Annotated in this window: 17 protein-coding genes and 2 tRNA genes; 8 read left to right on the top strand and 11 right to left on the bottom strand. The window is 67.7% G+C overall.

Going from position 1 to position 21876, the window contains the following annotated elements:
- The first annotated feature begins 103 nt into the window (after nt 1-103).
- Nucleotides 104-176: transfer RNA gene (locus tag ACFVTD_RS13255), tRNA-Thr, on the top strand.
- Between the two features lie 76 nt (nt 177-252).
- Here ACFVTD_RS13255 and ACFVTD_RS13250 read toward each other — a convergent pair.
- The gene (locus ACFVTD_RS13250; protein ID WP_387563524.1) at nt 253-468 is read right to left on the bottom strand and encodes a hypothetical protein; all 216 of its coding nucleotides are present in this window, start codon (nt 466-468) and stop codon (nt 253-255) included.
- A gap of 352 nt (nt 469-820) precedes the next feature.
- Here ACFVTD_RS13250 and ACFVTD_RS13245 point away from each other — a divergent pair, with 352 nt between their 5' ends.
- Nucleotides 821-1753, top strand: a complete 933-nt coding sequence (locus ACFVTD_RS13245; protein ID WP_387563521.1) for a polysaccharide deacetylase family protein — start codon at nt 821-823, stop codon at nt 1751-1753.
- A gap of 140 nt (nt 1754-1893) precedes the next feature.
- Entirely contained in the window at nt 1894-2535 is a 642-nt protein-coding gene (locus ACFVTD_RS13240; protein ID WP_387563519.1) for a hypothetical protein, read from the top strand.
- A 54-nt stretch (nt 2536-2589) separates the two neighbouring features.
- Here the strand turns inward: ACFVTD_RS13240 and ACFVTD_RS13235 are convergent, their stop codons facing one another.
- Entirely contained in the window at nt 2590-3831 is a 1242-nt protein-coding gene (locus tag ACFVTD_RS13235) for an NAD(P)/FAD-dependent oxidoreductase (protein WP_387563516.1), read from the bottom strand.
- Nucleotides 3832-3958: 127 nt separating this feature from the next.
- Between ACFVTD_RS13235 and ACFVTD_RS13230 the strand changes: the two genes are divergently transcribed.
- From ACFVTD_RS13230 to ACFVTD_RS13220, 3 genes are all read left to right on the top strand, one after another.
- Nucleotides 3959-4972 carry a hypothetical protein gene (locus ACFVTD_RS13230; protein ID WP_387563513.1) on the top strand — a complete coding sequence of 338 codons (1014 nt, stop codon included), beginning with the start codon at nt 3959-3961 and terminating at the stop codon, nt 4970-4972.
- A gap of 73 nt (nt 4973-5045) precedes the next feature.
- On the top strand, nt 5046-6137 hold the full coding sequence (locus ACFVTD_RS13225) for a hypothetical protein (protein WP_387563510.1): 1092 nt from the start codon (nt 5046-5048) through the stop codon (nt 6135-6137).
- 102 nt (nt 6138-6239) lie between these two features.
- Nucleotides 6240-6425: a hypothetical protein gene (locus ACFVTD_RS13220; protein WP_387563507.1), complete on the top strand. Its 186-nt coding sequence runs from the start codon at nt 6240-6242 to the stop codon at nt 6423-6425.
- A gap of 196 nt (nt 6426-6621) precedes the next feature.
- On the opposite strand, the gene ACFVTD_RS13215 is transcribed toward ACFVTD_RS13220, so the two are convergent.
- The 9 genes from ACFVTD_RS13215 to ACFVTD_RS13175 all read right to left on the bottom strand — a co-directional run bounded on the left by ACFVTD_RS13215 (nt 6622) and on the right by ACFVTD_RS13175 (nt 16706).
- The gene (locus ACFVTD_RS13215; RefSeq protein WP_387563504.1) at nt 6622-7467 is read right to left on the bottom strand and encodes an aldo/keto reductase; all 846 of its coding nucleotides are present in this window, start codon (nt 7465-7467) and stop codon (nt 6622-6624) included.
- Nucleotides 7468-7601: 134 nt separating this feature from the next.
- Nucleotides 7602-8045, bottom strand: coding sequence for a hypothetical protein (locus ACFVTD_RS13210; protein WP_387563502.1), 444 nt, complete (start codon nt 8043-8045; stop codon nt 7602-7604).
- A 7-nt stretch (nt 8046-8052) separates the two neighbouring features.
- Nucleotides 8053-8685 carry a bacterial proteasome activator family protein gene (locus ACFVTD_RS13205; RefSeq protein WP_387563499.1) on the bottom strand — a complete coding sequence of 211 codons (633 nt, stop codon included), beginning with the start codon at nt 8683-8685 and terminating at the stop codon, nt 8053-8055.
- Between the two features lie 78 nt (nt 8686-8763).
- Nucleotides 8764-8967 (bottom strand): YbdD/YjiX family protein, encoded by a 204-nt coding sequence (locus ACFVTD_RS13200; RefSeq protein WP_387563497.1) that lies wholly within the window; start codon nt 8965-8967, stop codon nt 8764-8766.
- Nucleotides 8967-11264 carry a carbon starvation CstA family protein gene (locus ACFVTD_RS13195; protein ID WP_387563494.1) on the bottom strand — a complete coding sequence of 766 codons (2298 nt, stop codon included), beginning with the start codon at nt 11262-11264 and terminating at the stop codon, nt 8967-8969. The genes ACFVTD_RS13200 and ACFVTD_RS13195 overlap by 1 nt, the downstream gene beginning before the upstream one ends.
- Before the next feature lie 144 nt (nt 11265-11408).
- The gene (locus ACFVTD_RS13190; protein WP_387563491.1) at nt 11409-14261 is read right to left on the bottom strand and encodes an FtsX-like permease family protein; all 2853 of its coding nucleotides are present in this window, start codon (nt 14259-14261) and stop codon (nt 11409-11411) included.
- Nucleotides 14261-14998, bottom strand: a complete 738-nt coding sequence (locus ACFVTD_RS13185; RefSeq protein WP_387563488.1) for an ABC transporter ATP-binding protein — start codon at nt 14996-14998, stop codon at nt 14261-14263. The genes ACFVTD_RS13190 and ACFVTD_RS13185 overlap by 1 nt, the downstream gene beginning before the upstream one ends.
- Entirely contained in the window at nt 14995-15600 is a 606-nt protein-coding gene (locus tag ACFVTD_RS13180; protein WP_387563485.1) for a PadR family transcriptional regulator, read from the bottom strand. The genes ACFVTD_RS13185 and ACFVTD_RS13180 overlap by 4 nt, the downstream gene beginning before the upstream one ends.
- Nucleotides 15601-15722: 122 nt before the next feature.
- Nucleotides 15723-16706, bottom strand: coding sequence for an NAD(P)H-quinone oxidoreductase (locus ACFVTD_RS13175; RefSeq protein WP_387563482.1), 984 nt, complete (start codon nt 16704-16706; stop codon nt 15723-15725).
- 107 nt (nt 16707-16813) lie between these two features.
- Between ACFVTD_RS13175 and ACFVTD_RS13170 the strand changes: the two genes are divergently transcribed.
- Nucleotides 16814-16901 (top strand) — tRNA-Ser (locus ACFVTD_RS13170).
- A gap of 413 nt (nt 16902-17314) precedes the next feature.
- Nucleotides 17315-21829, top strand: coding sequence for an ExeM/NucH family extracellular endonuclease (locus tag ACFVTD_RS13165; RefSeq protein ID WP_387563479.1), 4515 nt, complete (start codon nt 17315-17317; stop codon nt 21827-21829).
- Nucleotides 21830-21876 lie beyond the last annotated feature (47 nt).

Here is a 21876-nt window from a genome sequence, read left to right as displayed (position 1 = left end):
GCTCCCGCGGCTTCCGTCCGCCCCATTTTGACCGGGGCGAGGGGACTCTATTACAGTTGACTCTTGCATGAAGCGCCCGGTTCCGCCGGGGATTTCGTGCGGTGCTTCCTTAGCTCAGTCGGTAGAGCGTTTCACTCGTAATGAAAAGGTCATCAGTTCGATTCTGATAGGAAGCTCGGGATAAACCCCGGACAGCCCCTTGTTTTAGGGGTTTCCGGGGTTTTTCGCTGGTTAAGCGGCAATTTCGGCCGGTCAGTTCTTTGGAATCCCGTTGAGCTGCGAGCGGATGAAGGCCTGGTCCTCGTGGGACATGGCGGCCTCACCGTGCAGCCCCGTCGGAAGGCTCCCGCCGCTTTGCTTGACGATCATCGCAGTGATGGTCCGGGGAAGGATCAGGCACCCCGGGTTGTCGATGAGCCACTTCCGGGTGGCCGGGTCCAGGTGGGCCCAACGGTCTTTGAGGTTCATTGCCGGCTGCTTCCATGCTTGCGTCGTGAACTGGCTCTCCCGCGGGCGGCATGCCCGCGCCAAACCTCCATTAGACGCCTGCGTTGAAGGACGGGGAAGGGGCCAAAGTCCCCCTGCCCCGGCCCATTATGACGGCCGCCGCTCCGACGCCGGGCGGAGTTCAGGAAACGGCAAGCCAGGCAAGGTATCCTCCCGGTATGACCCCCAGCTCCCAGGCTGCTGTTGCGCGCGCCGCAGCCTCCGACGCCGCCTTTCCCGCAGGGTGCACCCACCCTGCACCTGCCACCTCCGCATGTCCAGGCCGGCGGGGCCGGACGGGGCCCGCAGCACAGCAAGGGAACGGGAATTAGAAGTGGAACCACATGTCCCCCGGCACCTGAGCCAGGACGGAAAAGGTCCCGGCCGCAGGGCCGTCTTGCTGGCCGCTGTGCTGACAATGTCCGCCGCTGTGCCCGACCTGCAGCCGAACCAGAAGCAGGATGCGACGTCCTCTGACCTGCCCGCCGACGACGGCCCCGGGGACGTCAACTCGACGGTCCTGCACTCCGGTCCGGACGGCGACGAACCCGCACCCATCCCGCCGGCCGCGCCCGTACTGTCACGCGCCCAGGTTGTCGACACTTACGGAAAGCACCAGGCCCGGTACTGGGGCCTGGAGGCTCCCGGCGTCCTGACCCGGATGCCTCCAGGGCAGGGCATCGCACTGACCCTGGACTTTTGCGGCGGCCCCGGCGGCAGCGGCTGCGACCAGGCCCTTCTTGACACGCTGCGGCAGCGCCACATCCCGGCCACGCTCTTCCTGAACTCGCGGTGGATCGCAGCCAACCCCGCCACCACGCGGCAGCTGGCAGCAGACCCGCTCTTCGAGATCGCCAACCACGGAACGTCCCACAAGCCGCTGTCCACCACCGGCAACACGGCCTACGGCATTCCGGGGACCAGGAACGCCGGGGAAGTCTATGACGAGGTCATGCCAAACGACGAGGCTCTGGCAAACATCACCGGCAAGCGTCCCAAATACTTCCGCCCCGGTACCGCCTACCTGGACGACGTCGCCACGGACATCCTGGGTGCGCTGGGCGTGAAGCCGGTGGGCTTCAGCATCAATGGCGACGGCGGCGCCACCTTTCCCGCCGCGGTCGTAGCCAAAGAGGTGGGAAGGGCTCGGGCAGGCGACGTGGTCATCTGCCACGGCAACCACCCCAATGGGGGAACAGCGGAAGGCGTCAAGCAGGCCTTGGACAAGCTGCTCTCGGCGGGGATGTCTTTCGCGCACCTGCCGTAGGCTGTCCGCCGCGGCCAAGCCCGGCGCGGCCCCTCCGGCCCTGCTGGCGGCCCGCGCGCCGATCGGATACGTTGACAGGGAAGCCCCTGCCAAGACGCACCGGACGCTGCCATGCTGGTGCTGAACGTGAGGAAGTCCCCATGCCGGAAGAACACGACCTGCCCGCCATCGGTTGGGTTCCCGCGTGGGCGGACCTGCAGGAACGCAATGCAGCCGAGGTAGATTCAGGGTTCGTCCTGGGGGCGGCCGCCGGGCAGGACCCGGAAAGCCAGGAGTACGTGGCCCGCTGGCCGGGACCCGGCGCTGGGGAGCTTGCAGGCAAGGCCGCAGCCGGGAAGGGAATGCGCCTCACGCTGCTGTGCGCCGACGCCGATGCTGCAAAGGACCAGTTGCAAGGGGGCCTTGCACCTGTGGACGAACTGGTGCTGCTCACAGCCCCGACGGCCGAGCTGAACGGGGCGGTGGAGTTGCCTGAGAACTCCCAGGTCGCCTTGGCACCCATGGAGACCTTCGACGCCGTCGAAATAACCGTATTCGACCACCCTGTGGCGAAGGGGCGCATCCAGGTCCGGGACGATTTCGCGGCGGTGGCTGTTACCGAGCTGCCGCAGGGGCCGGATAAGGAAGCCTTCGAACAGGGCCTGTTCGCCGCCATGGCGGAGGAGGCGTTCCTCCACGGCGCCGAGTACCTGCACATGGTCGTAGAGAAGGAAGCCGCCGCACGCTACGAATCGGCCGGCTGGACCACCGCGGGCCAGCTCGTCAGTTTCGAAAGGAACTGACGACGGCGGCAGGCCCGCCAGGGCAATGAAGCCGCCGTCATTGGACAGGCTGACCTAGTCCGGCCTGCCTACCACCACCTGGGACGGGCTGTGGGTAACGTAACCGTTGGCCCAGGAAAACAGCGCCCTGACTTTCTGCTGGAACCCCGGCAGCAGGGCCAAGTGGACCGCCAACCACGACACGAAGGCCAGTGGCCCCTGCAACTGGAGCCGCTGGCGGCCCAACTCTGCCACCGCCGCGCCGCGGCCAACCATGGCCATGTACCCCTTGTCCCAGTAGCGGAAAGGCTCGCGCACGCCGCCGGTGAGGTCCGCGTAGATATTGCGCGCAGCCCACTTGCCCGATTGCTGGGCTACCGACCCCAGCTGCGGCAGCTTGTTCCCGCCGGCGTCGGTGATATTGGCTGAATCGCCCAGGACATAAACGCCCTCGGCGCCGGGCGCGGTGAGATCGGGCCGGACGTCAACCCGGCCGCCCCTCCCTTGCTCCAGGCCGGACTCGGTGATGATTTTCCCGGCCTGCAGGCCACCGGCCCAGACCACGATCCGGGCGGGGATGACCGTCCCGCCCTTGAGGGTCACCCCGTCCGGCCTGACTTCGGCGACGGGCTGGCCCATATGCAGCTGCACGCCGAGTTCCGTCAGCCGGTCCCGCGCGTACGCCTGCGACTTCTCCGAAAACGCGGCAAGGACGTTTGGAACCATGTCCACCAGGTGGACATGGCACCGATCGGCCAGCTCCGGCGAGAAGTACTTCGGCACCAGGTACTTGACGTTTTCAGCGAGCGCGCCGGCCGTCTCGACGCCAGTGGGTCCACCGCCCACCACAATGACGTCAGCGCCCGCTCCCGGCTCGCGGTCGGCCTCATCCAGGACGGCCGTGATGGCCGCGCTGAGCCTGGTGGCATCCGCCACGGAGTACAGCGGGTAGGCATGCTCATCCGCGCCGGGGGTGTTGAAGAAGTTCGGCACCGCCCCGGTGGCGATCACCAACGCCTGGGCCCGGTACGTGGACCCGTCGGCCGTGGTGACGGTCCGGTTTGGCGCGTCGATGGCAGTCACCGTCGACGTCAGGACCCGGACGCTATTGATTCCGCGGAACTCGGCCCGCAGCGGCCGCGTCACCGTGGACACGCCGATCTGGGATGCCGCCACCTGGTACAGGAGCGGCTGGAACTGTTGGTAGCTGTTGGCGTCAAGCAGCAGCACGCGGACACCTTTGCGGCCCAACTCCTCAGCCGCGGCCTTCCCGGCAAATCCGCCGCCAACCACGATGACCTGATATGAATCGTCCATTCGTGCAACTTACCCCTCCCGGCGGACGAGTAACAGGGTGCCTTCCCCGCAAGTGTGATGGCGGCCGTTGGGCCCTGCCGTCCGGCGCCGGCCCTGCCGCGGCATCCACGCCGCCTAAGATGGCGGCATGGAAGACGAAGCCCTGGCGGACATCGCCAACCGGCTGTACGCGGGACCGCTGGAGGACTTCATTGCAGCCCGCGCCGCCGCAGCCAAGGAGGTTTCGGGCCGGGACAAGGGCCTGGCGGCAGCGGTCCGGAGCCTGCCGAAACCTTCCGTCGCTGCGTGGGCGCTCAATATGCTTGCCCGCCACCGGCCGGAGGTGCCTGCCCGGCTGGGCGAGCTGGGGGCCCGGATGCGGGCCGCCCAGGACTCGCTAGACGCCGCTGCCCTCCGCGGGCTGGGCCGTGAGCGGCGCACCATGCTCGCGGACGCCGTCGAAACTGCCCGGTCGGTTGCCCGGGAACAGGGCCGTCCCATCAGCGACGCCATGGCATCGGACGTCGAGGAGACCCTCAGGGCGCTGACGGCCGATGCGGGGGCAGCCAACGCCGTCGCCAGCGGACGCCTGCTGAAGGTCCTCTCTGCGGACGGCGTCAGCGACGCGGACCTGGACGGCGCCGTGGCCCTCCCCGGTTTGCTCCCGGCCGCACCGCCTGCCCGGTCCCCCTGGACTCCCCCCGCCGCATCCCGGACGGCGGCCGCGGCGGCCCCGAAGGCCCCCGTTGCCGAGCCATCGGCCCCAAAGACGCGGACGACGACGGCGGCCGGGTCCCAGTCAAAGCCCGGCCGGCCCCGGCTTGAGGCTGTCCGGCAGGCTCCCCGGCCGGCCTCGCCGCCTGCGCTGGAACGGGCCAAGAGCGCCCTTGCGGAGGCGCGGGCGGCTGAGGAGGCGGCTGCCCGGCTGGCCGGTGATCTCCAGGAGCAGGAGGAAACGGCACGCGCGGAAATCGCTGAACTCCAGCAGGAAACGGCTGACCTCAGGCGCCGGCTCAAGGCTGCCGAGGAAAGCCTGGACCGCGCCCGCAAGAACCTTGCCGCCACCGCAGCGGAAGCGAAACAGGCCACACGGGCCGCAGACAAGGCCAGCCGGACGTCCATGCTGGCGCAGGAACGCGTCCTCCGGCTGGGCAGCAACTGAGGGAACCCGGCATCCCTCTGCGGCCCCTGCGGTACCCCTCGCCGCCGGCGCAGCCGGGACATACTCTGGAGCTATGGACGCCGCAGCACCCCATGTCTTTGCGATTCCGCCGGCTTCAGTCCACCGCCCCACCACGGGCAGGGAGGACACCATCACCCTGGCTGCCGGCGTGTGGCTCCTTGTCGGCACGTACGTTGACGGCTGGGCCCACAACAACCTCCGTGGACTCGAGACGTTCTTCACGCCGTGGCACGCGGTCCTCTACTCGGGCTTCGCCGCCTGTGCCGCCTGGATCGCGGCCCTGACCTGGCGCCGGCATGCGCCTGGCATGAGGTGGCGGGAGGCCGTCCCCGCCGGGTATGGCGGCGCGGCAGCAGGAGTGGTCCTCTTCCTCGCCTCGGGCGCAGGAGACCTCGCTTGGCATACGGTGTTCGGGATCGAACAGAACATCAGCGCGCTGTTCAGCCCGTCCCATCTGGGCCTTGCCACCGGCGGCTTCCTCATCCTGGGCGCACCTTTTTCCGCCGCGTGGCACTCCCCGGTCCGGCTGTGGCCACGACTGGTACCGGCTGTTGCAAGCGCAGTGCTGGCCGGTATGGTTGCGGCGTTCATCCTGCAGGAGTTTGCGGTCTTTGCCCGGCATGGACTCATCCAGACGTATGCAACGGGTGCCGGGGCACACCCTGCGGTGACCGTGCCCACGTCCTCGAGCATCCTGGTGTCCCTGGCATCGTTCCTCGTCTCCACCCTGGCGCTCTTTGTTCCGGTCCTGTTGCTGTCGCTGCGGTGGCGCCTGCACCCGGCTGTACCGGCGGCCATGGCGTTAATCCCGTCCGCGGCCCTGCAGGTCATGGTGGCGCTGCGGGACGCGTGGCTGGTGCCGGTAGCCTTGGCAGGTTCCATCCTGGTCGCAGCAGTGTGGGCTGTGGTCCGGCCGGCCCCTGGGCATCCGGCCCGGCTCATGACTGCGGCGGCCCTGTGCCCCGTGGTGTTCTGGGGTCCCTATTTCGCCGGCGTGGCACTCCACGACGGTGCGCTGAGCTTCTCCCCCGAGGTCTGGACCGGAACACTTGTATGGACCGGGCTCGCGATGCTGGGGATCGCGGCGCTTACGCTGAAAGTGTGGGGAGGGGCCTCGGCCGCCAGTACTCCCGGGCCCCGCTGACGGTTGGCTGTGCAAGGAACCGGGCCCGCCTCCCGGCGTCCCGGCACAACACGCGCGGTGCTGGTTCCTAAGAATGTCGGACCCTGGTTGCAGACTGGATTTATGGAAAACCAAGCAGTACAGGAATTTCACGTTACGTACTTCGACGCCGACTGCGGCCGGGCCCGGGCCGAGGTCTTCGACACGCTTGAAGATGCAGAGCGCTTCGCGTGCCGGCACTGCCACGGAGAGGACAGCTGGGCCGTGGTGGACGCCGTGACCGTCGAACGCGTCCGGATCGCCGCCTGACCGGTCCCCGCCTGGCCCGGCCCGGTCCCCGCCTGGCTCGACGCGGTCCTTGCCTGGCCCGGCCCTGGCATTGCCCGGGGTTACCTGGGGTTAACGGCGTCAGCCCGTACGGCGCGGCGGTTGCCGGCAGCACGGGCTGACGCTGGTCTGGCGGACGGCCACCGGCAGCTGGTGCCGGGGATCGATGCCGTGGGGACTACGCGAAGTCGGAAACCGCCGGGTCGGCTCCGATGCGGCCTTCGCCGCCGGCGGTCCGGTCCAGGTTGTTGATGGCTTCAATGTCCTCGGAATCCAAGGAGACCTCGAGTGCCGCGAAGTTCTCCTTGATGCGCGACTCGGTCACGGACTTGGGGATGACAACGTTGCCGATCGCGAGGTGCCATGCGATGACCACCTGGGCCGGTGTGGCCTGGTGCTTGGCGGCGATGGATGCGATGGCCGGATCCTGAAGCAGTTCGCCACCCTGCCCCAGCGGCGACCATGCCTGGGTCAGGATGCCCTTGGAAGCACCAAATTCACGCAGTTCGCGCTGGCTGAAGTACGGGTGCAGCTCAATTTGGTGGATGGCCGGAACCACCCCGGTTTCGTCGATGATGCGCTGCAGGCCCTCGGCCGTGAAGTTCGAGACACCGATGGACTTGACCCGGCCGCGCTTCTTCAGCTCGATCAGGGCTTTCCAGGTGTCAACGTACTTGTCCTGCTTGGGCTGCATCCAGTGGATGAGGTAGAGGTCAAGAGTTTCCAGGCCAAGCCGGTCCATGGATTCCTCGAAAGCGGCGAGCGTCGACTCGTAGCCCTGGTCGGCGTTCCACAGCTTGGTGGTGATGAACATCTGCTCCGGTGAAAGTCCGGAGCTGGCGATGGCACGGCCCACGCCGGCCTCGTTCCCGTAGATCTTGGCGGTGTCGATGTGGCGGTAGCCGGCTTCGAACGCCTGGCGGACAACCTTTTCAGCCACGTCGTCCTCAACCTGCCACACACCGTAGCCGAGCTGGGGGATCGTGTTGCCGTCGCTGAAAGTCAAGGTAGGTGAAAGAGTCATGGTTTTATCCTGCCAAAACCCGGGACCCCAACGCGGCGAAATCCGGCTCTGTCAGCCAGGCGCTTAACTGAAAAGTAGGCTTCCGAATCGGGAATATTCCTGCGCACCCGCTGGCCCGTCCCGCGTGAAGCTCCCTATTTCGCGTGAAGCTGCCTCTCGGCGTCGTCCACTTGCTGGAAGACGGCCTCTGCCCGGCGGTGGACGGACGCGGCACCCACCGGCACCGGCCCTACGGCGAGACGCAGCATGGCTGCAGCTTCCGCCGTGGTTGCCAGTGAATTTCCTGCCTTGGACAGGGACCGGTGGACATCGGACAGGGCTGCGGGGATGTCCAGGCCGTCGCTGGGGGCACGCCGCTGCGCCTCCATGCAGACTGCCCGGACGCGCGGGAGCAGGGCAGCGAGCTGGTTGGCGATCTCCACCAGCTCACCGTACAGCTGGTCGTCCTCCACGCCTTCGAGTACCTGGTGGAAGCGGTCCAGTCCCCGATGGAAGCGGTCATGCGCACGGCGCCACAACCCCTTGCCCAGTTCCGAGTCATCCTTGCGCCCCTGCCTGGCGGCGCTGAAAAAGCCCAAGCGGGACCTACAGGTACTGGCCCGGGCCGTGGTCCGGGTCCTCGTGCTGTCCCGGCCGCGGCGGCTGTCCCGGCTGCCCGGGACGGGCGCCCGCCGGCGCGCGCTGCGGTTCGCCGTTTTCACCGATGACGACGCCGGGCGCGATCATGGTGCCCGGCGGCAGCTGGCGCAACTGCAACTGGGCCGCGGCGTGTTCCCGGGCCGCGTTCTGGGCGGCGATGGCTGTCTGGATCCCGTGGAACAGACCCTCAAGCCAGCCCACCAGCTGGGCCTGGGCGATCCTGAGTTCGGCGTCGGACGGAGTGGCCTCGTCGGAAAAGGGCAGGCTGATCCTGTCCAGTTCCGCCACCAGCTCCGGTGCCAGCCCGTCCTCGAGCTCCTTGATGGAGCGGGCGTGGATGGCGGCGAGCCTGCCCCGTGCGGCATCGTCCAGCGGTGCGGACTTTACCTCCTCGAGGAGCTGCCGGATCATGGTGCCGATCCGCATCACCTTTGCGGGCTCATCCACCAGGTCCTGGAGGTTGCTGCCCCGCGGCCTGCCGCCGTCGGGCCTGTCCTGGGCTGGAGCCTCGCTGTCATCGACGGGCGTGCCTTCCATCGGGAGGTCCTCAGCTGCCTGAGTGTCTTTGGGATCGCTCATGCGTTCATACTCTCACGGCCCACCGGCACCCGCCCGCCGGGAATGCCCCGGGGGCCGGCTTGTCCGCTGCGGGCCCAATCAGCAGCACCGGCCCTGCGGGTTGCTGTCCTGGCGGTCGGTGCGGTCCCGCCAGAACTCGCGTTCCGTCAGGGGCGCCTCCGCGTGCCCGGCCGCCCGGTGGTGTTCCAGGTACTTGGCATAGGCGTCCGCGCCCATGACGCCGCCGAGGTACCGGGCAAACCCGCGGAACCCATTGGCAACCATGGCGATACTGGTGCTCATCAGTGCCCGGTCCGTTCGAGCCGGGCTCCGGCGGGCACCTTTTCCCATTCGGCAGCCAGTTCGCGTTCGGCAGTTGTCGGCACCAGGCCGGCCGGTGCGAAGACGCGCGACGGGACAGCGGGGTCCTCGTTGTCGGTAATGGCTGCACCTGCCGACCGGTCCCGGAACGCCTTGGCCGTGGCGAGCAGCGCCGTGGCGATCACGATGATGCTGAGCACCACGAAGATCACGGACAGCCAGCCCTGGATGGCGGTGTTGCGGACCACGGCTTCCATGGCGGCGACCGATTTGGCTGTACCAAATTCCTTCTTGCCGTCGGCCAGTGCCTTGCTGAAGGCAGCGTTGTTGGCGAAGTAGCCCACGGCAGGAGTGGAGGAGAAGATCTTCTGGTAGCTCGCGGTGATGGTCACCACGGCTGCGAAGGCCAGCGGCAGGGCCACGATCCACAGGTATTTGAACGTTCCGCGTTTGGCGACGATGGCCAGGACGACGGCCAGCGCGATCGCTGCGAGCAGCTGGTTGGCGATTCCGAACAGCGGGAACAGGGTGTTGATGCCGCCCAGCGGATCCGTCACGCCCATGAGCAGCACCGCGCCCCAGGCTGCCACCATGATGGCGGTGCAAAGCCAGGCTCCGGGACGCCAGGAGGCTTCCTTGAACTTGGGAACGAAGTTGCCGATCGAGTCCTGCAGCATGAAGCGGGCAACGCGCGTGCCGGCGTCCACGGCGGTGAGGATGAAGAGCGCCTCGAACATGATGGCGAAGTGGTACCAGAAACCCATGAGGGCGGTGCCGCCCACGAACTGGTGCATGATGTGCGCCAGGCCCACCGCGAGGGTGGGGGCGCCGCCGGTTCGGGATACGATGCTTTGCTCGCCCACGTTCCGGGCCGTCTCGGACAGCAGGTCCGGGCTGATGTTCACCCCGGCCAGACCCAGGCTGTTGACCCAGGTGGCTGCAGTTTCAACGGTGCCGCCGGTCAGTGCGGCAGGGGCGTTCATGGCGAAGTAGAGTCCGCGGTCGATCGAGATGGCAGCCACCAGGGCCATGATGGCAACAAAGGACTCCATCAGCATGCCGCCGTAGCCGATGTACCTGGTCTGCCGTTCCTTCTCCACCAGTTTGGGGGTGGTACCGGACGAGATGAGGGCGTGGAAGCCGGACAGGGCGCCGCAGGCGATGGTGACGAACAGGAAGGGGAACAGGGCCCCGGAGAACACGGGGCCGTTTTCCCGGCTGGCGAATTCGCTGAATGCGGGAACGTTGACTTCGGGACGGACCACGATGATGGCCAGCGCCAGCATCACGATCACGCCGATCTTCATGAAGGTGGACAGGTAGTCGCGCGGGGCGAGCAGCAGCCACACCGGCAGGATGGCGGCGATGAAACCGTAGATGATCAGGCCCCAGGCGATGGTCACCTTGTCCAGGTGGAACACGGTTGCGCCCCATTCGGTCTGCGCCACCAGGCCGCCGCCGATGATGGCGGCCATCAGCAGGACGAAGCCGATGATGGAGACTTCCATGACCTTGCCGGGCCGCAGGTAGCGCAGGTAGACGCCCATGAAGAGGGCGATGGGGATGGTCATTCCCACGGAGAACACACCCCAGGGGCTTTCACCCAAAGCGTTGACGACGACGAGCGCCAGGATGGCCACGATGATCACCATGATGAGCAGGGTGGCGATCAGGGCTGCAGTGCCGCCGATGACGCCGAGTTCCTCGCGGGCCATCTGGCCGAGGGAGCGGCCGCCGCGGCGCATGGAGAAGAACATCACCAGGTAGTCCTGGACGGCGCCGGCGAGGACGACGCCGACGATGATCCAGATGGTGCCGGGCAGGTAGCCCATCTGGGCGGCGATGACCGGGCCCACCAGCGGACCGGCGCCGGCGATGGCGGCGAAGTGGTGGCCGAAGAGCACGTTCCGGTCGGTGCGGACATAGTCCTTGCCGTCCGCCTTGTACTCGGCGGGGGTGGCGCGGCGGTCGTCAGGCTTGGTGATGTAGCGTTCGATCACCTTGGAGTAGAAGCGGTAGCCGATCAGGTAGGTGCACACGGAGGCAAAGACGAACCAGATGGCGTTGACGGTCTCGCCGCGCACGATGGCCAGCATGAACCAGGCAACGCCGCCCAGCAGGGCAATGGCGGCCCAGAGCGCGATCTTCGCCGGGGTCCACTTCCGGTCCTCGGCTTCGAGCCGCGCCTCGTCCACGGCGGGCGGGGGAAGATTCGGGTCTAAAGCCAGTCCACCCTCCGCCCGGGATCCATTGTTCCGTTGGTCAGGCGCTCCGGCCATGTCTCCTCCTTGAGAGTTTTCACACTTCTGCCATGGGCACCCTACCAACGGGTAGCCCGGCGGAGATGCCCGACGGCGGCGCGGCGCCGGCCTGTGCGGTGAACGGCACCGAGCCGGCGACGAACGAGGGGGACGGCCGTGCTGCTACGCCAGGCTGCGCCGGGACAAGGGCAGGCCGGACGGGGTAAAAATCCAGGCAAGCACCGCGCCCGTCACCGGTACGGCCACCACGAGGGCCACGAGCTGCAGCCAGGGAACGTCCACTGCCGTCCGCATGTCCGTGGACACAACCATCAGGAAAGCAGGTACCACCCCTGCCAGCGTCCCCAGGAGCGCACCCACGCCGCTGGTGAAGAGGGCCTGGGATCCTGCCAGGGCCTTCCGCAGCCGGGGCGAGGCGCCCACCCCGGCAAGGGTGGCATGGTCCGCACGGGCATCGGCCAGGGAGAGGCCGGTGGTAATGCCCGCTGCGCTGAACGTGATGAGCGCAGCCGCCGCCACAATGGACCACGTCATCCACTGGCTGCCCTGCGAAATGCCCGGCTCGGCCCGGAAGTCCATGCCGGGTTGGCGGTAGACAGCCGCGATGGCAGCGGAGGCTGCATCCGCCTCGGCCTCCGATGGAAACTTCGCCAGCTGGAGCAGCAGCCCGGCGGGTTCCGCGCGCAGGTCCAGCCGCGCGGCGGTCTCCGGCGAGACAACGCCGAAGTATGGGACAGGGACCACCGGCTCGAGCACAGCCGCGGCCAGGGAGGCGCTCCGCACCGTTGCGGGCACCGTGCCGGGACCTGACGGCGCCGGCCCTTGGGTCCGCACATCCTTCCCCTCCAGCAGGACCTTTCCGTCACGGACGAAGACAGGGTTGGCCACCACCATCCCACCGGCGTCCAGCACCGCCAGTGACTCGGCCGAGGGGTCGCGGCCCAGTACTGCCCGGATGTCCTCCGCGCCGCCCACCAGGATGGCCCGGTTGGACGGTTGCTCGTTGACCATGGAACCCCGGCACCGCCAGTCGGCCGGATCCACCACCCGCCCCTTGGGCGTCGTCGGGCACTCGTTGGCCTGCGGCCGGGCAAGCGAGAACACGAGGCAGTTGGAGGTATCCGTCAGTGCCGGCAGGCTCGGATCGGGCCCCTCGGGGCAGTTCCGCAGGCCTGCGGGAGCGGTCAAGGGGTGGGTCCACTCCACCGTGCCCAAGGCATCAGCCACAGCCGCGGAGAGCATGCCGGCGTCGATGTCGACGCGGGGACGCATGCTGCCATCAGCAGCCAGGGGCTGGTCCACGTTCAACGGTAGATACACCTGGTTTTCCAGCCCGCTCCAGTAATGGGCCTCCTTCAGGCCCGCCTGCTGGCTGGCCGACAGCACCAGGGCGGCACCCGCAAGGGTGGCTGCGGCCAGCACTGCCGCCACGGCGGGGACGCTCCGGCCGCGGTTCCGCGCAGAGTCCCGCGCCGCCATCCGGAAGGACAGGGACAGCCAGTGTGTCCGGCATGTCAGCCGGACGATCAGCCATCCGGTCAGCATCACCAGGCCCGCAACTGCGGTCACGGCCCCGGCGATCAGTAGGGTGACCACCACCGGCAGTTGCTCCGCCCGCTGGTCGGGATCGTTGGTGGAACCGCTGAGAAGCCAGCCGGTTGCCAGCAGGGCCGCGGCAAGTGCCAGAGCCACGCCACCGGCCAAGGTGGTGCGCGTTCCTTGAGGTGCCGGCGCCCGCCCGGATTTGAGCGCACCCAGCACTGCCTGCCTCGACACCTGGCGCGCCGGGACCAACGCGGCCAGCACGCAGGCGCCCAATCCCATGGCCATGGCTACGCCGGTCAGGAGAAGGTCCGGGTGCAGGCCCGCGAGCCGGGCCGAACCGGTGGCACGGACCACGTGGACGACGACGGCAGCGGCCCCCAGCCCCACCGCGGCTCCGGCAGCGACGGCGATGGTGCCAAGCCATAGGCCACCGGCGGTGACTACAGCGCCGATGGTGGCGGTATCCGCGCCGGCGGATGCCAGCAGCGCCAGTTCGCGCACCTGGCGCTTGGCTCCGACGGCGAACGCGGCGCCGGCGAGCAGGCCAACCTCCAACAGTGCGAGCGCACCGACAAGGCCGAAAGTGGCATAGACGGTCACCAATACAGGGGCGTTGTCATGCAGCCGCGAACCTGGAACCGTGCGCTGGTCCGGGGGCGGCGGGTCCAGCACCACGTCCCGCGAAAGTACGCCCACCCCCTTGCTGTTGGCCTCCCTGACCTGCTGCCAGGTGACCGGTCCGGGACCCACCAGGTAGTAGGTTGCGGACTGGCGGTTCAACGGTCCCCTGGCAAGGTCGGCGGACGCCTGGCCAGCCTGCAGGTACAGGAAGCTGTTGCCGTCCGAGGCCGCAGCATCGCGAAGGGTGCCAACGGGCACGAAGGTTCCTGCCGACGTCGTCAATGGGTGCCCGAAGGTGAGGTGGAACCGCTTCATCAGCCCGGGCGACACCAGCACCTCCGTCCCGTCGCGCGGCGCCCGCCCGTCGAGAAGCGTGAATTTGCCGTCGAAGGCATGGTTGAGGGCGTCCACCTCGCGGCCTTGCAATGAAACGAGTGCCTCGCCCACCCCCGTGGTCAGCTGCAGCTGGCGTTCCGGCAGGACGTCGTAGCCTGCCGGGATCGCGTCCCGGGGGTCGGTCCGCTGGAAATCCGTGTCGAACCGGCCGGAGCTGGAAGCGATGACGGCGTCATTGAGCGGGTCCTGCAGCGACTCCGCGCTGGGGACCGGCAGGACACTGAACCTGGCCTGGGTGTTTCCCAGTTCGTACCGGACAATCTCCCCGGGCGTGCGCTGGGAGCTCTGGTAGAGGGTGGCGGCGCCGGTCATGCCAGCCACGGGCAGCATGATCAGCAGGATGATCAGGAGCGAGCGACCCTTATGGCGGGCGACGTCGCGGCGGGCCAGCCGCAGGGCAACCCTGTGGCCGCTCCGGCGGCCCTGCGGCGCGGCCGCAAGGTCAAGCGGCATCAGAGTCCGGCCTGGGTCAGGAGCATGGTGGGGTCATGCATGGCCGCGGCCTGGTCGATGATGCGTCCGTCGCGCAGGAAGACCACCCGGTCCGCCCAGGCGGCGTGCCTGGCCTCGTGGGTGACGAGCATGACGGCGGCTCCGGCGTCAGCCCTGGCGCGCAGTACCTCCATGACCCCCTGGCCCGTTGTCGAATCCAGCGCGCCGGTGGGTTCGTCGGCCAGGATCAGCCGGCGCTTGCCCACGATGGCGCGGGCGATGGCCACGCGCTGCTGCTGGCCGCCGGACATCTGGTCCATGAAACGGTCCGCGAGTTCCGGGATGCCCACTTGCCGCAGCGCATCGGCGGCTTGCCGGTGCGCCTTCCGGGCCGATGTGCCGTCCAGCTCCAGGGGCAGCGCCACGTTTTCCGCGGCGGTCAGCGTGGGCACCAGGTTGAAGTCCTGGAACACGTAGCCGACGGCCCGGCGGCGCAGGCGGGCCAGTTCGTTCAAGCCGAGCCCCGCCAGGGGCGTCGATTCAACAAAGACAGCGCCCGACGTCGGCCGGTCCAGTCCGCCGGCAAGGGCCAGGAGCGAGGACTTGCCGGAGCCCGACGGACCCATCACTGCGACGAACTCCCCCGCGCAGATGGTGAGGTCGACTCCGCGGAGTGCTGCGACCGCCGTCGCGCCTTCCCCAAAAGTCCTGCCAACCTTGGCGAGTTCAAGGACCTGCTGCGGCCCCTGCACGCTCACCGGCGGCTGTCCGCGCTGAGCGGGGCGTCTTCCGTGGCCCCGTTGGACAGTTTCCGGGCCGGCCCCGTGGCGGAGGCCTGTGCCTGCTGGACCATCCTGGCCTCACAGAGGTCAAGCCAGCGGACTTCCGCTTCGGTCTGGAAGATCAGGGAGTCCAGCACCAGGAGCCAGGCGGTATCCGTGGCCCGCTGGTTCGCTGCCGTGTCGCGCCGGGCCTTGGTGTAGTCCTGCAGGGCCCTGATGGACGCCACCCGCTGGGCCTGGATGATGGCCTGAACATCAACCCCGGGCAGGGTTACGGCGAGCGCGAGCTTGATGGCGAGCTCATTGCGGGGCGGATTGTTCCGCTCCACGGGGGCGGCGAACCAGCTCAGCACCTCCGCTTTGCCGGCGGGGGTGATGCTGTACACCACATGGCCCTCGCCGTCGTCGCCTTCCTTGGCTACGAGGGCATCGCGTTCCAGCCGGTCCAGGGTGGTGTACACCTGCCCGATATTCAGGGGCCAGGTGGCTCCGGTGCGGTTCTCGAACTCGACCCTCAGCTGGTAGCCGTAACGCGGCTGGTCCTGCAGCAGGGCGAGGAGGCTGTGGCGTATCGACATGGTGCTCCCCCGGGCTTAGTCATTGCCGGTATGCACAGGCCCCCAAGACCCGTGCATACCGCGTATAGCCAGACTAGGGCGGATTCCCCTACAACGCAATACCGGGTATGTACTGGGAGTTCCTACATCACCAGGAGGACCTTGCCTACGTGGTCCCCGCTGTCGAAGTAGCGGTGGGCGGCAGCCACCTGGTCCAGGGGGAACGTCTTGGCGACCAGCGGGCGGATCGTGCCGTCGACCACTAGCGGCCACACGGCGTCCCGGACGGCGGTCATTATCGCACCCTTTTCCGCCACAGGCCTGGGCCGCAGTGCGGTGGCCACCACAGCCGCCCGCTTCTTCAGCAACAGCCCAAGGTCAAGCTCGCCCTTGGTGCCGCCCTGGAGGCCGATCACCACCAGGCGCCCGTAGTCCGCCAGCGCATCCACGTTCTGTGGGAGGTATTTGGCCCCCACCACGTCGAGGATGACATCCGCGCCCTTGCCGCCGTTCTGCCGCCGAAGGCTCTCCGGAAAGTCCTCTTCTTTGTAGTTGATGGCGATGTCCGCGCCGAGGAAGGCTTTGGCAGTGCTGACCTTTTCCTCGGTGCCGGCCGTAGTGGCCACACGGGCACCGAACGCCTTGGCGAGCTGGATCGCCATGGTGCCGATCCCGCCGGTGGCGCCGTGGATGAGGACAGTTTCGCCCGGCTGCAGCTGCGCCGTCATGATGAGGTTGGAGTAGACGGTTGCCGCCACCTCCGGCAGCGATGCGGCCGTGACGAGGTCAACGCCGTCGGGGACGCGCAGCACCTGCTCGGCCGGTACTGCCACCTGCTGTGCGTAACCACCGCCAGCCAGCAGGGCCACTACCTTGTCCCCCAACGAAAACGGCTTGCTGACGCCGGGCCCGAAACCGGCAATCCGGCCTGACACTTCCAGCCCCGGAATCTCCGAGGCCCCCGGCGGCGGGGGATAGAACCCCCGACGCTGCTGGACGTCCGCCCGGTTCAGCCCCGCGGCCACCACGTCGATCAGCACTTCGCCCCGGCCGGGAACCGGGGCGTCCACGTCCCGCACTTCCAGCACTTCCGGGCCGCCCGATTCAGATATATAGACGGCTTTCATGGACCTCTCCCGTTCCTGACTCAAATCCTGGCTGCATCCAGTGTGCACCGGGGCTTCCCCGGGCCTGTTTTGTTGCAGGCAAGTGCCTATGAAACACTACTAGCTGAGGAAGGTTGTCCGAGCGGCCGAAGGAGCTGGTCTTGAAAACCAGTGTGCGGTAACCCCGTACCAAGAGTTCGAATCTCTTACCTTCCGCAAGGGAACCCCTGGCAGCCGGTACCACCGGCCGCCAGGGGTTTTTTGTTTTAACACCCCGCGCCCTGCCGTGTTGCGCACACGTAAATTCTTTGGATTAACCCCTGCCGGAGCAGGATTCGAAAGCTACCGGCCGGTATCGTCTGTGATTACCGGCACACGTCCGTGCGCCGGCAGCATCATCCCGTTGACAGCACCTGGCCCCCGGCAAGGAAAGCCGGTGCCAGTGCGGCCGCTCCGCTCGGGAGCGTCCCGCCGAATGCACGCTCCAGCAACTTTGCGTTCATTCAGTGCTGTTGTCATATGCCTGACACCACTTGACCGGGAGCAGGATCCAGGCTGGGTCCGGACCCTGCTCCTGGCGCACTCCACCGGGCCACCCACCCGGGACACCTCAATGAAAGTAAGAGCGGATGCATCTGAATAAATGGAAGTTGACGCTGGGCACGGCGTTGTCCGCGGGGCTCATCGCAGCCCCGCTGGCAGCTGTCCCGGCGGCCGCGGAGGTCTCAGCCGCGGCCGGCACCTCCCCCGTTGTGATCAACGAGGCCTACCTGAGCGGCGGCAGCAGCGGCGCCGCCTTCAAGAACAAATTCGTGGAGCTCTACAACACCTCCGATGCTCCCGTATCCCTGGACGGTTGGTCCGTGCAGTACCGCTCAGCCACCGGCACGGGTGCGCCCTCCGGCGTCGCACCGCTGTCCGGTTCCATCCCGGCCAGGGGCTACTACCTGGTGCAGGGCAGCAGCAACGGAACCAATGGCGCCGACCTCCCCAAGCCTGACCTTGCCACCACCCTGAACCCGAGCGGCACAACGGGAACCATTGTGCTCGCCAAGCAGCCCGCCGCCGTCGCGCTTTCCACTGGTTCCGTAGTGGAAAGCGCCGGCGTGGCAGACCTCCTGGGCTACGGCACGTCCAACACCTTTGAAACCCAGGCTGCCGCGGCGCCTGCCGGAAACACCGATGTGAAGAGCCTCAACCGGGCCGCCGGGGCGGACAGCAACAACAACGCCGCAGACTTCACGCTCAGCACAACCATTACGCCCACAGCATCAGGCAGCACAGCTCCCGACCCCACGCCATCGCCGGAGCCCGTTGCCCGGACCATCGCGGAGATCCAGGGCACCGGAACGGCAAGCCCGCTGGCCGGGGCCACCGTCACCACCAGGGGCAAAGTCACCGCAGCCTTCCCCACCGGAGGCCTCAATGGGTACTACCTCCAGACCCCCGGTACGGGCGGTGACCTCACGGCCACCAACCACGCCGCATCCGACGGCATCTTCGTCTACTCCCCCGCCACCGTCGGATCGGTGCAGGCCGGCGATTACGTGCAGGTCACCGGCACCGTGACCGAGTACTACGGCATGACCCAACTCAACGTGACCGCGGCCGAGGGCCTCACCAAGCTCACCGAAGCGGCCCCGGAGGTCAAGCCCACTGTCTTCACGCTCCCCGCCACGGAAACCTTCCGCGAATCGCTGGAAGGCATGCTGCTGGCACCCCAAGGCCCCATGACGGTGAGCGACAACTACAGCCTGAACCAGTACGGCGAGATCGGCCTGGCCGGCGGGACCACTCCGCTGGTCCAGCCCACCGCCGTGGCACCGTTCGGCTCCGCCGAGTACACCGCCACCGTGGCTGACAACGCGGCCCGCGGCATCAAGCTCGACGACGGGTCCAGCACCAACTTCCTGAAGGACGCCGCCACCAAGGCCGAGGTCCTGCCGTACCTCACCACCACGGACCCGGTCCGCGTCGGCTCGCCCGCCAGGTTCACCACCAACGTGGTGCTCGGCTACGCCAACAACTCCTGGAAGCTGCAGCCGCTGACCCACCTCACCGACGCCAACAAGGCAACGGTGCAGCCGGCCAGTTTCGGCGCCACCCGCACCGAGGCGCCTGCGGCTGTGGGCGGCAACGTCAAGATCGCCTCGTTCAACGTCCTGAACTACTTCCCCACCACCGGGGACACCCTGTCCGGCTGCACGTTCTACGAGGACCGGGACGGCAACCCGATCACCGTCCGCGGCGGCTGTGACGCCCGCGGCGCGGCCAACGCCGGGAACTTCAAGCGCCAGCAGGACAAGATCGTGTCCGCGATCAGCAAGACCGGCGCCGACGTGGTCACCCTTATGGAAATTGAGAACTCCGCCCAGTTCGGCAAGAACCGGGACGACGCCCTGGCCAAGTTGGTCGAGGCACTGAACATCGCCATGCCCGGCATCTGGGACTACGTCCGCACCCCTGCGAACGTACCCCCGCTGGCCGACGAGGACATGATCCGCACCGCGTTCATTTACAAGAAGGCCGTCGCTGAACCGGTGGGCGAATCCATCATCCACAACGACACCGTCGCCTTCGCCAACGCCCGCAAGCCGCTGGCCCAGGTGTTCAAGCCCGTTGGTGCCACGGATGACAAGAAGTTCATCGCCATCGCCAACCACTTCAAGTCGAAGGGCTCAGCCGCAACGCCGGACGACACGGACAAGGGCCAGGGCAACTCCAACCTCGCCCGCACGGCCCAGGCCAAGTCCCTCCTGGACTTCGCCACCTCCCTCCAGCAATCGAAGGGCACCGACAAGGTCTTCCTCATCGGTGACTTCAACTCCTACGGCAAGGAAGACCCCATCAACGTCCTCACCGGCGCGGGGTATGTCAACCAGGACGACAAGGCGAAGAACGCCGACGGTTCGGCCAAGCACTCCTACCTCTATGGCGGCCTGGTAGGCTCCCTTGACCACATCCTGGCCTCCCCCGCCGCCAACGGCGTGGTCACGGGCGCAGACATCTGGAACATCAACTCCGTCGAATCCGTAGCGCTGGAGTACAGCCGCTACAACAACAACGTCACCAACTACTACGCACCGGACCAGTTCCGCGCCAGCGACCACGACCCCGTGGTGGTGGGCCTGGACCTCCCCCGGGCACCTGCCAGCGTTGACCTCAACCTCCTGAACATCAACGATTTCCACGGCAGAATTGACACCAACACCGTCCAGGTGGCGGGCACCATCGAGAAGCTGCGCGCCGCCGCTGCTCCGGGGGCCACGGCATTCCTGTCCGCAGGAGACAACATCGGCGCCTCGCTGTTCGCCTCGGCCGTTGCCAAGGACCAGCCCACCATCGACGTGCTCAACGCCTTGGAACTGAAAACATCCGCAGTGGGCAACCACGAGTTCGACGGCGGCTGGCCGGACCTGCGCGACCGCGTTACCGGCGGCGGCACCAATGCGAAGTTCCCGTACCTGGGAGCGAACGTCTACAAGAAGGGCACTACCGAACCCGTCCTTCCCGAATACACGGTGCTGGACCTGAACGGCATCAAGGTCGCCGTGATCGGCACCGTCACCCAGGAAGTTCCGTCACTGGTGACACCGGCCGGCATCGCCGACCTCGACTTCGGGGACCCGGTGGACGCCATCAACCGGGTGGCCGCGAAGATCACGGCTGACAAGACGGCCGACGTCATCATCGTGGAAGACCACGACGGCGCCGGCTCGGGTGTGGTGGAAGGCGCCACGCTGGAGCAGGAAGTGGCAGCCGGGGGAACTTTCGCCAGGCTGGTCACCGAGACGTCCCCTGAGGTGGATGCCATCTTCACCGGCCACACGCACAAGGAATACGCCTGGGACGCGCCCGTCCCCGGCGTTGAAGGCAAGACCCGGCCCATCGTGCAGACCGGCAACTACGGCGAGAACGTGGGCCAGATCCAGCTGACCGTGGACACTGCCACCAGGCAGGTGACCGCCTACAAGGCCGGAAACGTCAAGCGCACCACTGACGCCGCCGCCGGCCTGGTGGCTGCCTACCCACGTGTGGCCGCCGTCGACGCCATCGTCAAGAAGGCCCTTGCGGACGCCGCCGAGGTGGGCAACCAGCCCGTCGGTTCGGTGACCAAGGACATCACCACCGCGTTCACCACGGATGCCACCGGCACCGCCAAGCGCGATGACCGCGGCAGCGAATCCACCCTGGGCAACCTGGTGGCCGATTCCCTGCTGGATTCGCTGAAGTCAGCCGACCTCGGCGGTGCGGAAATCGGCGTCGTCAACCCCGGCGGCCTGCGCAACGAGCTGTACTACGCCCCGGACGGCACCATCACGTACGCAGAAGCGAATGCGGTGCTGCCGTTTGTCAACAACCTCTGGACCACGTCCCTGACCGGAGCGCAGTTCAAGACCCTGCTGGAGCAGCAGTGGCAGACCAACCCGGACGGCACGGTCCCCAGCCGCGCCTACCTGCAGCTGGGCCTGTCCAAGAACGTGAACTACACCTACGACGCCGCCCGCGCCGCCGGTGACCGCATCACCTCCGTGCGGGTCAACGGTGAACTACTGGACCCGGCCAAGTCCTACCGGGTGGGAACGTTCAGCTTCCTGGCCACCGGCGGTGACAACTTCCGGGTCTTCACCGACGGCACCAACACCCGGGATTCGGGCCTCGTGGACCGGGATGCCTGGATCGGCTACCTCCAGAAGAGCAGCCCGGTGGCTCCGGACTTCGCGCGGCGTTCGGTAGCCGTGGTGAACACCACCGCTGCCGAGGTCAAGCCCGGCGAACCGGTGAACCTGGCCGTCTCCAAGCTGGACCTGACCTCCCTGGGCAGCCCGGTGAACACGGCCTTGGAGGCCTCGTTCACCGACGCCGCCGGCACGGTCACCCCGCTGGGCACCGTACCGGTGGCCGCCGGCGCGGCGTCGGTGGACCTGGCCGTCCCGGCCGGGGCGGCGGAGGGCCCGGCAACCCTGGTGCTCACCGCCGTCGAGTCCGGCACCGTGGTGAAGGTGGCAGTACTGGTGGGTGCGGACACTCCGGCGCAGCCGGTCTGTCTCCCGCCGGTCAAGCCCACCCGTCCCGCTGACATCAGGGGCCAGACGAACTACGGCCAGGCCATGGCCGCGTACCGGGCCTGCCTGAGGGGCTAAAACCCCCGATGCGCCATCACTTTTGGTTCCTATTCCGCCGCCGGTTT

The organism is Pseudarthrobacter sp. NPDC058119, assembly GCF_042884655.1.
Lineage (GTDB): Bacteria > Actinomycetota > Actinomycetes > Actinomycetales > Micrococcaceae > Arthrobacter.
The sequence above is the reverse complement of the archived record's forward strand: the minus strand, read 5'-3'. Positions and strand labels throughout refer to the sequence as shown.